Annotated in this window: 14 protein-coding genes and 1 tRNA gene; 8 read left to right on the top strand and 7 right to left on the bottom strand. The window is 40.8% G+C overall.

What is annotated here, in order from left to right; genetic code table 11:
- The first annotated feature begins 79 nt into the window (after positions 1-79).
- The 4 genes from APA_RS17765 to APA_RS17750 all read left to right on the top strand — a co-directional run bounded on the left by APA_RS17765 (position 80) and on the right by APA_RS17750 (position 3,364).
- Positions 80-802 (top strand): DUF305 domain-containing protein, encoded by a 723-nt coding sequence (locus APA_RS17765; protein ID WP_201323592.1) that lies wholly within the window; start codon positions 80-82, stop codon positions 800-802.
- A gap of 111 nt (positions 803-913) precedes the next feature.
- Positions 914-1,627, top strand: a complete 714-nt coding sequence (locus APA_RS17760) for a DUF305 domain-containing protein (protein ID WP_201323591.1) — start codon at positions 914-916, stop codon at positions 1,625-1,627.
- A gap of 90 nt (positions 1,628-1,717) precedes the next feature.
- Positions 1,718-1,790: transfer RNA gene (locus APA_RS17755), tRNA-Ala, on the top strand.
- A 170-nt stretch (positions 1,791-1,960) separates the two neighbouring features.
- A complete protein-coding gene (locus APA_RS17750; RefSeq protein ID WP_236579813.1) occupies positions 1,961-3,364 on the top strand; it encodes a hypothetical protein in 1,404 nt (467 codons plus the stop codon).
- 51 nt (positions 3,365-3,415) lie between these two features.
- Here APA_RS17750 and APA_RS17745 read toward each other — a convergent pair whose 3' ends face one another.
- Positions 3,416-4,408 carry an ATP-binding cassette domain-containing protein gene (locus APA_RS17745; RefSeq protein ID WP_201323589.1) on the bottom strand — a complete coding sequence of 331 codons (993 nt, stop codon included), beginning with the start codon at positions 4,406-4,408 and terminating at the stop codon, positions 3,416-3,418.
- A gap of 289 nt (positions 4,409-4,697) precedes the next feature.
- Here APA_RS17745 and APA_RS17740 point away from each other — a divergent pair, with 289 nt between their 5' ends.
- The gene (locus APA_RS17740) at positions 4,698-5,069 is read left to right on the top strand and encodes a PleD family two-component system response regulator (protein WP_201323588.1); all 372 of its coding nucleotides are present in this window, start codon (positions 4,698-4,700) and stop codon (positions 5,067-5,069) included.
- 79 nt (positions 5,070-5,148) lie between these two features.
- On the opposite strand, the gene APA_RS17735 is transcribed toward APA_RS17740, so the two are convergent.
- The gene (locus APA_RS17735) at positions 5,149-5,655 is read right to left on the bottom strand and encodes a phosphate-starvation-inducible PsiE family protein (protein ID WP_236579811.1); all 507 of its coding nucleotides are present in this window, start codon (positions 5,653-5,655) and stop codon (positions 5,149-5,151) included.
- A 142-nt stretch (positions 5,656-5,797) separates the two neighbouring features.
- Between APA_RS17735 and APA_RS17730 the strand changes: the two genes are divergently transcribed.
- Together APA_RS17730 and APA_RS17725 are read left to right on the top strand one after the other, a co-directional pair.
- Positions 5,798-6,682 (top strand): DUF72 domain-containing protein, encoded by an 885-nt coding sequence (locus APA_RS17730; protein ID WP_201323586.1) that lies wholly within the window; start codon positions 5,798-5,800, stop codon positions 6,680-6,682.
- Position 6,683: 1 nt separating this feature from the next.
- Positions 6,684-7,058, top strand: coding sequence for a DoxX family protein (locus APA_RS17725; protein ID WP_201323585.1), 375 nt, complete (start codon positions 6,684-6,686; stop codon positions 7,056-7,058).
- A 458-nt stretch (positions 7,059-7,516) separates the two neighbouring features.
- On the opposite strand, the gene APA_RS17720 is transcribed toward APA_RS17725, so the two are convergent.
- The 4 genes from APA_RS17720 to APA_RS17705 all read right to left on the bottom strand — a co-directional run bounded on the left by APA_RS17720 (position 7,517) and on the right by APA_RS17705 (position 10,643).
- A complete protein-coding gene (locus APA_RS17720) occupies positions 7,517-7,942 on the bottom strand; it encodes an SRPBCC domain-containing protein (protein WP_201323584.1) in 426 nt (141 codons plus the stop codon).
- Between the two features lie 142 nt (positions 7,943-8,084).
- The gene (locus APA_RS17715; RefSeq protein WP_201323583.1) at positions 8,085-8,453 is read right to left on the bottom strand and encodes a hypothetical protein; all 369 of its coding nucleotides are present in this window, start codon (positions 8,451-8,453) and stop codon (positions 8,085-8,087) included.
- Between the two features lie 205 nt (positions 8,454-8,658).
- Positions 8,659-10,395, bottom strand: a complete 1,737-nt coding sequence (locus APA_RS17710; RefSeq protein ID WP_201323582.1) for an ATP-dependent endonuclease — start codon at positions 10,393-10,395, stop codon at positions 8,659-8,661.
- 47 nt (positions 10,396-10,442) lie between these two features.
- Positions 10,443-10,643, bottom strand: a complete 201-nt coding sequence (locus tag APA_RS17705; protein ID WP_201323581.1) for a KTSC domain-containing protein — start codon at positions 10,641-10,643, stop codon at positions 10,443-10,445.
- A 676-nt stretch (positions 10,644-11,319) separates the two neighbouring features.
- Between APA_RS17705 and APA_RS17700 the strand changes: the two genes are divergently transcribed.
- Positions 11,320-12,879: a mercuric reductase gene (locus APA_RS17700; protein WP_201323580.1), complete on the top strand. Its 1,560-nt coding sequence runs from the start codon at positions 11,320-11,322 to the stop codon at positions 12,877-12,879.
- A gap of 39 nt (positions 12,880-12,918) precedes the next feature.
- On the opposite strand, the gene APA_RS17695 is transcribed toward APA_RS17700, so the two are convergent.
- Positions 12,919-14,052 carry a cyclopropane-fatty-acyl-phospholipid synthase family protein gene (locus APA_RS17695; RefSeq protein WP_201323579.1) on the bottom strand — a complete coding sequence of 378 codons (1,134 nt, stop codon included), beginning with the start codon at positions 14,050-14,052 and terminating at the stop codon, positions 12,919-12,921.
- Between the last annotated feature and the right edge of the window lie 291 nt (positions 14,053-14,343).

The raw sequence follows: 14,343 nt of genomic DNA, 5'->3' as shown, positions 1-14,343 counted from the left end.
AATGCGATCGCAAAAATCGGGTTTCATTCTGATTTCATTTTCTTGAAGTAAAATAGAAATAGAACGTTAGGGAAAATCTATGAACTCTAAAGATGCTCAAAACTCAGCCAGAGAGAATCAGACCAGTCCCAAAAAATATAAGGCTTTGCTCTTGGGTATTGCTAGCATTTTGGTCGGTAGCACTGCCGTTGCCGCTGCTACTAATGTTGTCCAAGCAGAACAAACGTCACGTCTAGTTATTAGTCAGATGATGCCGCAGCAAGGCATGATGATGCATGGCATGATGGCAGGAGAGCAAACCGATCGCCATTTTATCGAAATGATGATTCCTCACCATGAAGGCGCTGTGCAAATGGCAGATCTCGCTCTCAAACTGTCTAAACGTCCTGAGATAAAAAAACTTGCGGAATCAATCAAGATCGATCAAACTCGCGAAATTGCGCAAATGAAATCTTGGTATAAGCAATGGTATGGCACAGAAGTTCCGACTGCTACAACCATGAATCATGGCAACATGGATCACAGTGGCATGATGGGAATGAAAAAGCCAATACTAACCAAGAAGCCTATGGGAATACAGAATATGATGGCAATCGATCTTAAAGCCCTCAAAAATGCTCCTGATTTTGACAAAGCCTTTATTGAAGAGATGATTCCCCATCACAAAATGGCGCTGATGATGTCCAGCATGATCATTGACAGCGATCGCAATGAGATGAGAACGCTCTCTTATGCGATCGTTAAAGCTCAGAGCACCGAAATTGAGCAGATGCGTCAGTGGCATCAAACTTGGTATAAATAGCACTTGTTGCTGTATTAAACCTTTTCTTACACCAATTCTCAAAATGACAACGCCATTTTGAGAATTGGTATTGTCAAATCATTTTTTTGTCTTAGCTCCTGAGTCTCAAATATGTTGTTCCATATTGCAAAACATCGAATTGCTTCACTGATACTAATAGTCACTGCGGCAGCAAGTAGCGGATTGACAGCTTGTACAGCGAATAATTCTGCCTCAGTACCTGTTACTACTCCATCAGCTCAGCCTACAAAAGCTGTAGACAAACCATTGCCAGTGCAGAATTCAAGTGGCATGATGTCCCATGACATGTCCCATAGTTCAATGGATTTAGGTGTTGCCGATGCTGATTATGACTTGCGCTTTATCGATGGAATGACACCACATCATCAAGGCGCGATCGCTATGGCCGAGGATGTCTTAAAAAATTCTCAGCGTCCTGAATTAAAGAAGTTAGCACAAGAAATCATTCAAGCACAAAAGAAGGAAATCGCGCAGATGGGAGAATGGCGCAAAACATGGTATCCCAAGGCTGATGAGAAGTTGATGAAGTGGCACGCAGAATCTAATCACATGATGGCAATGACTCCCGAATTTCGTCGCAATATGATGATGAGTGTGGACTTGGGACGTGCTGACGATAAATTTGATTTACGGTTTCTAGAAGCGATGATTCCCCATCATGAAGGTGCTTTAGTGATGGCAAAAGATGCGATCGCGAAGTCAAAGCGTCCTGAAATTCAAAAACTGGCTCAAGAGATTCTCAGTTCTCAACAGGCTGAAATTGATCAAATGCAACAAAGGCGCAAAAGTTGGTACACGCAATAAACTTGTGCTGGTTTAATTTTTTGGCGATCGCATTTGACATAAATCTCGATTTGCGCGATTATAGATAAGCTAATAAATTAGCTGATTTCTGGGGCTATAGCGCAGTTGGTAGCGCATCTCAATGGCATTGAGAGGGCCAGCGGTTCGAATCCGCTTAGCTCCATACTATAGCGGTTTTCAAATGAGTGCATACTCATTTGAAAACAAAAAATCAATCTCAGTAATATTTTTGAGTTTTCATTTTGCCGTAGGCAAAATGAAAACCGCTATAAAATAGGGAAAGCACTTTGCGCCTTCCCTATTTTTTTGTGCTAAGAAATTATGTATCAATTCATGTCAAGTGCTGCTGTGGCAGCGATCGCCTTTTTTGTCGCTGCGAATCCGCCCCAACCAGTTAAAGCGCAAACTCCACCAATCCGCGCTTACCAACCTAAAGCTACAACGAGCGCTAGAGATGCCCAGATACTTGACCAACAGCAGAAATCGAATCCTAGCAGGTTTGATCTTCAGAAATATCCTCTCACTGAAAGTAATGCCGCGCATTGGCAAGAATCTTTATGGGCGATCGGCGTTTTAGCACCCGAAAAAGACTATGCCTTGCAAGCCTTAGAAAATGTTTTGCAGATGACGACAGCCGCAAACCTCACCGATCCCCAAAAAGGGATTATTGACACAGCGATCCAAGTTGCCACACAGCTTTATACACTCAAACCTACGGTTTATGGCAAGCTTAAGCAGCATTTTTTGCGCACCATTGACTATAGTACTGACCCGCAATGGGTGGCGATTTCCCTAGCCGCGATCGCCAAGTCAGCGGGTTATCCATCGGCAAATATTTCCCAAATCCAAATCGATAAACTGAGCCTCAAGGTACAACAACGCTTTCCTAACTGGGAGCAGGATCTCCATCTGCTAACTACAATCAAAAATATTCAAAGCGATCGCCAACTTGCAAAAAAAATACCAATTCCCAATCTTACAGATTTATTGAAATGGCAAATCGCGCCACAACAGGCGCATATGTATGTTCTTTGTCGTCCTAATCGCGATATTTTGTGTCTAGCAGTTTTAAAGGATCGTCAGGGGCAATTTGTTAGACAAAACAAACAATTTTGGTCAGCACCGTTACTGCTTCAGTCCATCCATAATCTCGATTGGAATTTTAGCAATGGGCGCACTCCACAAGGAATTTATCGCATGGAAGGGCTTACTCGACAACCTGATGATGAAGTGTTTCACGCCTATGGACAGTTTGCGCTGGTAAATTTATTTTTACCCTTTGAGGATGGCGTGAATGCTTTTTTGCCACAACAAAAAGGTAAATTCACAGGGGATTTACAAGTCTATCAAACGCTTTTACCGCCCACATGGCGCAATTACGAGCCAATTCAGCAAGCTTATTTGGCGGGGACTATGGGGCGATCGCTATTTCGGATTCATGGCAGTGGCGCCGCGATCGACTTTTTTCGTAACAAACCCGCAGTGGTCAACACCAAAAACTTTGACTGGAACGCCACGCTTGGCTGTCTCTCGGCGCTAGAAATTTATGATGATCGAGGCAGTTTGGTCAAAGCCGATATGCCAAAAATTCTCAATGCTTTAAATACTGTGGGCAAGAGCAAAATCGACGGCTTTTTAATCGTTGTTGATGTCCCCAGTCCATCGAATGAGCCAGTGACAATTGCTGAAGTTGCTAAATATCTAGCCCCCAGCGCTTTGCGCTCAAACCCGAACTAAGAGATTTTGTAAAAGCGTTGCGAAGCAACGCTTTTACAAAATCTCTTAGGGTTAGTTCTGCTCGACGCTACCAGCACGAAAAACACGCCCGATTACTTCTTCGATCGCAGGTTCATTTACCGAGAGATCCAGAATTTCTAATTCGGCAAGAATCTGCGAAACCGCCTTAGTCAAGTTTTCTCGCGGCACTAAAAAACAAACTGCTTGACCATCAATATTTAAGATTTGACCATATTTCTGTAAAACTTCGCGATCGGTAATCGGTTGGGATAGCTCCACGCGCACTTCTCGATAGGGTGCAAAATTATTATGCAGCCCTTCGAGACTGCCATCATAGATCAGACCACCTTCATGGATCAGCAACACCCGTTTACATAAAGCCGTAATGTCGGCCATATAGTGACTTGTTAAGATAATCGTCGCTTGGTATCGCTGATTATATTCCCGCAAAAATTCCCGTACACTTGCTTGGGCATTCACATCTAAGCCCAAAGTTGGCTCATCTAAAAACAAAACTTGGGGCTGGTGCATCAAAGCCGCCAATAATTCTGCCTTCATGCGCTCACCGAGGGAGAGTTTTCGCATGGGCTGCGAGAGCTTTCCTTCCAGCAATAGCATCTCTGTCAGCTCACCAAGGCGGTGCTTAAATACTTTGTCAGGGATGTCATACACCGCCGCATTCATTTTTAAAGAGTCAAGGGCTGGCAGATCCCAAATTAATTGTTGTTTCTGCCCCATGACTAAGGTGATTTTTTGCAAAAAACTCGTGTCTCGATCAAAGGGGATATGCCCTGCAACTTGGACATGCCCCGATGATGGATGGATTAAGCCTGTTAGCATTTTCAGCGTCGTAGTCTTGCCCGCACCATTTGGCCCCAAAAAGCCGACCATTTCCCCCGATGCGATCGCGAAGGAAATATCTTTAACCGCTGCGATCGCCCGATATTGACGATGCCAAAAGTGTCTAAGAGTGCCAACTATTCCCGCATCTTTGACCGCAATGTTATAAATTTTACTTAAACCATCAACTGTAACCATTGCCATAGCACTCTAACCAAGATGCATTCTGATATACTGTCAACAATATCAATGTCTTTCATTAATATTGTTCATTGATTAAATAGAGTTGAATCAACAATTCTGTAAACACACATGATCAATAAACAGTTAATGTTGATTAGGCAATATTCTTAACCTTATCCTACTTTTAAGGTTTTAGAAATTTTATGATTGCATTAGCAATTGATCGTTTTAAATGGGCTTAATTCTCAAAAGTATTGAGTTTTGATGACGATTTACGCTAACGCACAACTGGAAAACAAGGAAAGCAGTCATGGTAAAAGTCCTCGTAGTGGACGATAGTCCGATGGTGTTGGAGATGGTCTCAGCACATTTGAAACAACACGGTATAGAAGTTACGGAAGCCAATAACGGTGCTGAGGCAGTTGAAAAGCTCAAAGCTTTTACTCCCGATCTCGTTGTTACCGATGTGGTCATGCCTCAAATGAATGGGTATGAGTTATGCCGTTGGATAAAAAATAATGCCTCTACGAAGAATGTACCCGTAATTATGTGTACAACCAAAAGTGAGGAATTTGATAAGTACTGGGGCATGAAGCAGGGGGCAGATGCTTACTTAACTAAGCCCTATCATCCACCTGAATTAATCAAAACAATTAAGCAGTTACTTAACCAAATCAAGTAAAAGCAAAGAGGGGCGCAATGCGCCCCTCTTTGCTTTTACAGAATAAAACATAGAGGGGCGCAACGCGCCCCTCTATGTTTTATTCTGTAATTTTTTTGTCCTTGCGTCGTGCGGAGGCTATTTGTTGAGGATCAACGCCTTCAAATGTGGGCGGCAACCAAACCCTGACTACTAATAGTAGGGCTAGAGCAATTAAAAAAGCACATGTAGCCATGACTTGCTTCCATTCAACTTCTAACAATCCTTTAACAATCACTTCTCGCAATACAGAAACGATGGTGACTTCTACGGAAACTCCTATCGAAACTCGCTGTTCTTGTAGATAAATAATTAATAGCCGAAATAATTCCACTAAAATGAGGATGAATAAAATATCTGCAGTGATGTCATGAAAGTGCAGGGTGGTTAATAAAGATAGAAAAATCTCTTTAAGCTGCAACACCATGACACAAAACAGCCCAATACAAAGAGAGATAGCGATCGCGTCTTGCACCAACTCTAAAGTTTTGACAATTCGACTTCGCAAAACTTTGCCATCCCATGGAGTGATTGGCTGATCTTTGGCTAGATCATCTAAGTGCTGCATATTTGATTTCATCTACTAAGAAACTTTGACACAAAGTAACATAGTTGAGACTTATACAACAATTACATTTCTATCAGATATTCATATATATGCTATAGCAATTGTCGCAAGTGTTCTGCGATTTAATAAAGAGCGAGTTTTTATGGACTTTCAATTTTATTTGGGTTGTGCGGTTTGGGCTTATAAAGGTTGGGTTGGTGATTTTTATCCTAGAGGGAGCCGTTCAACGGAGTTTTTGCAACTCTATAGCGATCGCCTAGCAACCGTAGAGGTAAATTCGACTTTTTATGTGATCCCCGATCGCCAGACTGTTGAGCGCTGGGCAAAGGATACTCCCGCAAATTTTAAGTTTTGTCCTAAGTTCCCAAAACAATTAACCCATAATGGTTTGTTACTGCCTTATATCGATCGGGCGTTACATTTTTTAGGTTTAATGTCTGGGTTTGGCGATCGCTTAGGTGTGCTATTTGTCCAACTGCCACCGAGCTATAGCCCAGTTAATTTTGTTGATTTAGAAAGTTTTCTCAGAGCTTTGCCGACAAAAAACTATCAAATTTCTCTGGAAGTACGTCATGGGGATTGGTTTAAAGCGCCCCATTGCGATCGCCTGAATACGCTATTACAAAATCTAGGTGTTGGTCGAGTGTTACTCGATTCTCGACCAATATACGATCTGCCCTCAGGTGATGAAATTGATCCCGCGCTGTCAATCCCTGTGCAGCAGGAACGTCGTAAGCCAAATTTACCTTTACAACCTTTAGTGACAGCACCCTTTAGCATTGTGCGTTTCATTAGCCATCCCGATCGCGATTTAAATATTCGCTTTTGGCAAGAATGGGTGACTTATTTGCAAGACTGGTTAGTTAATGGAACCCAAATTTATTTTTTTATGCATTGTCCTATCGAAGAGCGATCGCCGCATAATGCTAAATATTTTCAGGAAATGCTAGAAAAAGCAAATGTTCCTGTGCCAGCCTTGCCTTGGAATGATCTAACTCCGCCGCCACAACAATTAACACTATTTTGATATGCTCACAATTAAATCAGTTTTACGGGTCTTGCTTGCGATATTCATGATCACCGCAGGGACACTTCACTGGGTAACGCCCGATCCCTTTGTGAAGATCGTTCCTTCTTTTTTACCTTATCCTTTAGCTTTGGTTTACATTAGTGGCGTATTTGAAATTTTAGGTGGAGTTGGCTTGTTAGTTCCCCCAGTCAGTCAAGCCGCAGCATGGGGATTGATCGCCCTATTCATTGCTGTATTTCCTGCCAATATCAACATGGCAGTTAATCGTATTCAAATAGATGGAATTCCCGACTCAGACTTATTACGTTGGGGGCGGTTGCCACTGCAAGCAGTACTCATCGCATGGGCTTGGTGGTACACCAAGAAGATTTGAGAAGCGATACAAAATATCGCTTCTCAAATCTTCTTGGCTCGTACTTAGTGCTTAGCAATAAAAGTGATCAATTATTGGCGATTGCTTAATAATTAGCCCTGTTGGGCAATCAAAAAGTCTTGTAACCTAGTCTGGGCAAAAGTTTCAAGGATATTTAATCAAAAGGCTTGAAAGCTATTCTCTGTGAGGATTTCAGCGATTCTAGTCGTTATTATCCAACAGTGCTATTATTTGACTTTGCGATCGCCAATAACCTTTCGGAACTAAACAACGAAGTCAACCATTTTTGCTTGCCTATTTTCGTAAAAAAAGACAACTTTAACGGGCGTGTCGATTCGGTATAACGCCCCCATTCACTCGCCGGAGATAACCTCAAACTCCCAACAGATAACCTTTCGGCGGGTCGGGTCGGTGTGCAACGGGATTGTTAGGCAGCATACCAGTCGATTGCTCCCTAATCAAGGAGTCTCTTCCGCCCGTTTCTTCAGTGAAGCGGCAAACTCATCGAACGAAGGTTGAAGATCAGGAATTGATTGGGTTATCAATGGTGCCATAAGCCCACTAAACATCTCTCGCATTGAAAACTCCACAAATCCATCCATCTGCTTAGACAAACTGTAGGTACGCTCGCCTTTAAAGAGTCCAAACGGCATCCCGCCCGTCCAAACCATCTGTTCATAGGGAATGAACTCGCTTACTTTGACTGGGAATGCTTGATTTGGATTTATCTTTGTGTGTACCTTCAACGTCTCGCCGAGAGCAATATTTCCTTCGATTTTGGCAATAGTGGGGTTCCACTGCAACCAGTTATTTCCGTCAACCAGAATGTTCCAGATCGCTTCCGGCGAAGCTCGGATAATCGTAGAAGTACTAAAGCATTTCATGATTCATTTCCTATTTGATCAGTCTCCTAATTCTTGCTGGCTAACGGCTGAGTTCACCTGCTCACGATAGTTTTGGCTTATCGTCGATCGCCTCATTAAGTCAGGTGCAACGATTTGTTATGCTACGATCACTTATCAATAATTAAGCAAGACGATCAAGTCCACCTTCAAGAAGATTTTTAACTGTGTCTCCAAAATCAGCACCTTCCTTTGCTTTGGCAAGTTCATCAAAAATATCTCCTTCGGGAGGTTGCTGAGTTAGAATCTCACGCTGTAAAGTGTAAAAATGTGTGTAGATTCCTTCAGTTTCCAACTCAGCGGTTACAAGACAGAAACCTTGAGCACCTAAGTAGTTTAAAAATTCATGTATAGTCTTCACTTTGGGTTTAAGACGCTTCCCGTTCACATAAAGGTTCATAATCTCATTGGTCATTCCACGCCCTAGCAGTTGAACACGAATCTGAATAACTTGGTAAGCCTTTCTCATTGTTGTAGAAGTTGAAACAGTCATGAGTAAGTAGCACTCCTTAGATTTTAAAGATTTGATTAATTGCCTAATTTGGCTAGAAACAAACAACCTTAACGAACTTATCGATTTCGGCATAACGGTTGAACTCACCCGCCGCCAATAATCTAGGGTAATATAGGAAGTTTAGCATACGGTCGGGTGCAGTAATTTGTTATACATTGCGGTATTGGCTTAGTAATATTGCCGATCAGCATAAAAGTGTGAAGAGATTTCCTATGATTAGAGGTAGCTCTTCTGACGTTATATAAGTTCCGAGAGCCTGACCGAATAGAGGCTTAGTCATCTTTTTGCCCCCCTGATTCAGAGATTTTAGAGCTTTAGAAAATTTATTCTTATCTTCACTAGTAGTGCATTCGCTTTTAAGATTCTCAATTGCATCAACACACCACGTATTTGGATGGGTTCGACCACATTCATTATGATACTCAACCCAACACCGATATAAAACTAGGGAATCAAATGCATCTTCAAACTCACGATGCCCTATTTGGAAATTCTGACATTCTGGAAGATTAAGACATCTAATAAGACTTACAAGTTCTTCTGAAGCATCATTATCATATAAAACATAAACTTTTTCTGAACCATGTAATTCAAGTATTGCCTTTGCAAATCCTGGAATATTCTGTATCCCTTGAGCGTTTATAACCTTGATTAGCCCAGAGGAAATTGTGCGTTGAGTACGTGCCAAATAATATGATGAGATAAAATTTTCTTCCGTCTCGCCCTCAACTAGTACAATTTGACGAGAGAAGAATAAATGAGTATTTTCAACTCCTAATGATCTAAGCGATTGTGTTATCGCTAATGGATTTTCTTTTAAGAATACAACAGATGTGTTATTTCTATATCGGCTCAGCAATCTGACCTGACTCGGCTTTACAGAATTCATAATAAACGGAGAGTGAGTAGTCAAAATGACCTGATTGCCAGACAGAGCAAAAGCTTCGACTGTGTTAACAAGATCTATTTGAGCTTTGACATGTAAATGCGTATCTGGTTCATCGAGCAGGTAAACAGTTTTATCATCACCAGGAACTAGCGATTTCTCTTTTTTAAACTCAAGAAGAGCCATCGTTATTCTTCGCTTTGTGCCATCTCCTTTATTGTCAATGTTGATTTCATTTCCATTCTCAAGAAATATTACTTTTGCCTCTATATTTAGGTTTCGCGGTTGGCATATTAGCTCAATTTTCACATCAGTCAAATCTCGAAGGAATATTCGCATCTTGTCAAGTATTCCTAACTCCTCTAACTGCTGCGATATTTCTGTTGAATATTCGCTTATTCGATCTTTTACAAAATCCTCTATCGTAGAATTTTCATCGATACGCTCCTGCCAAATACTAGATTGTTTCTCTTTTATGAATACCTCTTTAAAGAAATCTGAAATATTTTCAAATTGACGACCATCTAATTGAATATTGTTGAAACGTGGAAATGTAGCATTTTGGATGACCAAATTTTCAGTGCGATTTCCAATCTTTTCTATGATCCCATTTTTTAAGTTGTCAAGATTTGAATTTGCTCTTACCGTTGATCCAAATCTACGTGCTGTCTCGAATATGTAATCTTTATCTTGTTCATTAGATTGATTGCTATTGAGGCGCTCCAGAATTTTATCAAGAGAAGCAGGTGTTGGCAATTCATGGAATGAGATCTCTCTTATACTATTATTGCTACGCTCGTAAACTCGATTAAAAATGGAATCATCGATTTCAATAGAAATTGTAAGTTGGTCTTTTCCATAGGTTATATCATCAAGCGTAACTGAACGCCCTTGGGTAATAACTTTGAGGCAGTCAATTAATGATGTTTTTCCACTATCGTTTTCTCCAACAATTATTGTTAGATTCTCATCAAATGTGATTTCAAAATCAACTAAGGATCTAAATCCATCAACTTTAAGACGCTTTATTTTCAAAATCCTACCTTACATTTATTTGATTGACATTATTTAACGGCAATATTTCAGCATTGATAATTATCTCTTATGTGATTATTGTAATAAGTTCCTTTAGAACTCGATTCTAATAATCCTTGAAATATGTGTTTTGGAACTTGACAAAAATCATAGACTTTACCTTGTTTGAATTTGATTTTCATTTGTTGTGTAGACTCATTATATCCAATCTCAAGAATTGCACTAGAGTCAACGGATTGCATTTCCATAATTTGTTCCTTCAATTAATAATCTGGTTCGACTAAATTAAATCCAGTAATTCAAGAGTTAGTTTACTTACTGTAGGCACGCTTAGCTTTTAATACATCTAAATTATCCCTATTTTCACATACAGTGATGTACGGTAATCTGATTGGTGTAGGTATAACTTATGATTCATACGCTAATGCGGCACAAAACATCTATTTAACCTCAAACTACCGCAAAACCCTATATCTATTGAATAAATTTTAAAATACGAGATTTTAAAATTTATTCCTCATGATTTTACCTATATTAAGCTCTTGCTTTTACCAGCAGCGTCACAAATTTTCACAATTCGCATTACTCACGTCAATTTATTCTCAATATACTACTAAAATCCAGATTAGTTCTGGACTGACTTTACAACGCGCTTTGTTCTTAAATTAAAAATCTAAGTACAGGACAAAAAACTTGAAATACCCTCCCAGTAACGATTTTAGCTTTCAAGCCCAAAATAGCTGCTGGATAAGACTTTTAGGCTGATTTAGCAGCTATTTTTGATTTTTTATCCTGTGCTTATACTTGAACTACAGCGTTTTGCGCTCAAACCTGAATCAATAAACTTGTGAAAAGTGTCGCGAAGTAACACTTTTCACAAGTTTATTGATTCGTTTTACTTAATTTAATCAGCAGTATCAAATCATGACCCAATCCCAATCATATTCAAGCGATCGCTATGAAGATTTCATTCAGCCCGTGGATGCCTATAATCGTGATTTGATTGCAAATGTACATCCCCTTGATTGGGTAAATCCTCAACCAGCCGCTATTTACGATCTGGTCGTGATTGGTGCAGGAACGGCAGGGTTAGTAGTAGCGGCAGGGGCGGCAGGTTTAGGCTTGGGATTAAAAGTTGCCTTGATTGAGAAAAACTTGATGGGTGGTGATTGCCTGAATGTCGGTTGCGTTCCTTCTAAATGTGTGATTCGTTCGTCGAGGGTTGTTGCAGATATGCTTGACGCGGCTCCCTTTGGAATTAACCCTCCGAGCCATATTGATATTGACTTTGCCGCCGTCATGGAACGAATGCGAAAAATCCGTGCTGGGATTAGTCACCATGACTCTGCTGAGCGATTTCGCAATCTCGGCGTGGATGTATTTCTTGGTTCGGCACAATTTATTAATGAGAAGGCGATCGCAGTTAATAATATACAACTACGCTTTAAAAAAGCCGTAATCGCTACAGGTGCAAAGGCTGCCGATCCGAAAATTGCAGGACTAGCCGAAGCTGGATATTTAACCAATGAGACTGTATTCTCACTGACCGATCGCCCTAAAAGATTGGCGGTGATCGGTGGTGGCCCAATTGGTTGTGAATTAGCCCAAGCTTTTCATCGCCTAGGCTGTGAAGTGACATTACTGCATAAAAATCCGCATTTACTCGATCGCGAAGATGCTGACGCGGCGGAAATTGTCCAGCAAAAATTTATCCGTGAAGGATTAAATTTAGTTCTTGGCGCTGCGATCGCTGAAGTCGAAACAACTAGCGCTGGTAAAGTCATCCATTATCAACAAAATGGAATTACAAACCAAATTGAAGTTGATGAAATTCTGGTTGGTGCAGGGCGATCGCCAAATGTGGGATTGAATCTGGAAGCTGTGGGCGTAGACTACGACAAGCGTCGCGGCGTAATCGTGAATGATTATCTCCAGACTACGAACCCACGCATTTTTGCCGCAGGAGATATCTGCATGGATTGGAAATTTACTCATGCTGCCGATGCTGCTGCCAGAATCGTGATTAAAAACACGTTATTTGCTCCCTTTGGTTTAGGCAAGAGTAAGCTGAGTGATTTGGTAATGCCTTGGGTGACTTATACCGATCCCGAAATTGCCCATGTGGGTTTATATGCCGAAGAAGCTAAAGTTAAAGGCTTAGAAACCAATGAGATTAAAATTCCATTCTCTTCCGTCGATCGGGCTATTTATGATGGAGAAACGGAGGGATTTGTTAAAATCCTGCATCAGCGTGGCTCAGATCGGATTTTAGGGGCAACAATTGTGGCGCGTCATGCTGGCGAAATGATTAGCGAAATTACTTTTGCGATCGCGACAAAGCAGGGCTTAAATGCACTTTCTGGTGTGATTCATTCTTATCCCACTCAAGCTGATGCGATCAAAAAAGCTGCTGATGCTTATCGGAAAACTTTACTGACCCCACGTACACAGTCAATTTTAAAGTTTTTAACTAAATTTAGCTAAAGAATTAAGTAGCGCGAAGCGCTACCTAATTCTTTGAAATTATGCCTTAGTCATCAGATATTGACCATTGCCATTGTATTCACCATCGCAAGTCGCAAAAATTGTACCTAGCAACAGTAAATAGAAACGCCAAATTCGACGGAACTTGGCGTAGTCCATGCCATAGTCTAGAGACTTAGCAATATCTTGAGAAGCATCAAATCTCTCTAACCAAGCTGTTAAAGTTTTATGATAATTGATGCCATTCATGTACCAGCGATCGATGGTTTTAAGATCGCGGTTATGATTGGGAACTGCATCATAATTCCAGTAGCGACCGTGAGGGAAAATATACTTGTGCGTGAATCCAGACGACATATGATTTGGAGTACGCACAGTAATGATGTGAATGAATACCTTGCCATCACTGTTGAGAAAAGAAGCGAGCTTTTGGAAAGCATTGGTGAGATTGCCAACATGACAAAAGACTCCGATAGAGAGAATTTTGTCAAATTTTTCGGTGAACTGTGCTTCATTCAAATCGCCTTCATGCAAAGTGAATCGACCTGAACTCAGGAAGCTCTCTGGATCTTGCATTTTATGACGCATGTACTCACATTGTTGATGACTCAAGTTCAGCCCTGTAAATCGGACGTTAGGGAACTTCGACATAATGTAATTGGGTACACAGCCCCAACCACAACCAAAATCTAAAATATTGTCTCCATCAACGATCTCTAGACGTTCAATCACTTGATCGATCATATGCTTTTGAGATTCTTCAAGATCGATCGCCCCATTCTCCCAAAGTCCCATACTGTACTTAGGATAGATGACTTGCCAATCGCCCAACATCGGATTCAGCATGGCTTGAGGCAGGTCATACTGCACCTTCATCAGTTCTCGTGAAGACTCGGCAAGATGATCTGATTCCTGCAACACCCATTCGTAAGGAGCCAGTAGGCTAGGAAAGTGCTTAAACAAGATCGGCATCGATGTATGCAATAGCGATCGAAAAACGGAGTCTGGTATTTCTAATCCGTTAATATAGGCTTCGGCTAAAGCCATTTGCGTCGCGTTAAAAGCTCCGGACATTAATCGTGTTGCTTTATACGCGATCGGGCTTTTGATCGTGGCATCTCCCACAAGAGGGATATGAGGTTGAATGTTTGGAAATAAATCCGTAGAAGTCATGTTGGTTCCTCTTAAGTTTAGAAGGTATCACAGACAAGAAATCTTAAAAGCCATTGACTTAAGAACACTTTGATTTTAAGTAACACAGCATAATTGAAAAAACAGAGCCAAAATCTGTACCGCCCGCGTAGCGTGCAGTACAGATTTTGGGGTTTTATATTTAATTATGTGTACTTTCTTAATAGAAGTTAATCAAAAATGCTCTTAATTGTTGACTTGTAATTCATTATAGCCATTTATACGACTTTTAGCGGTTAAGAAATTATTTGATTCATGTTAAAGCCTAAAAAA

This window comes from Pseudanabaena sp. lw0831 (assembly GCF_016584665.1).
Classification (GTDB): Bacteria; Cyanobacteriota; Cyanobacteriia; order Pseudanabaenales; family Pseudanabaenaceae; genus Pseudanabaena.
Note: the sequence above shows the minus strand (reverse complement) of the source record. Positions and strands in the feature narration are given on the sequence as shown.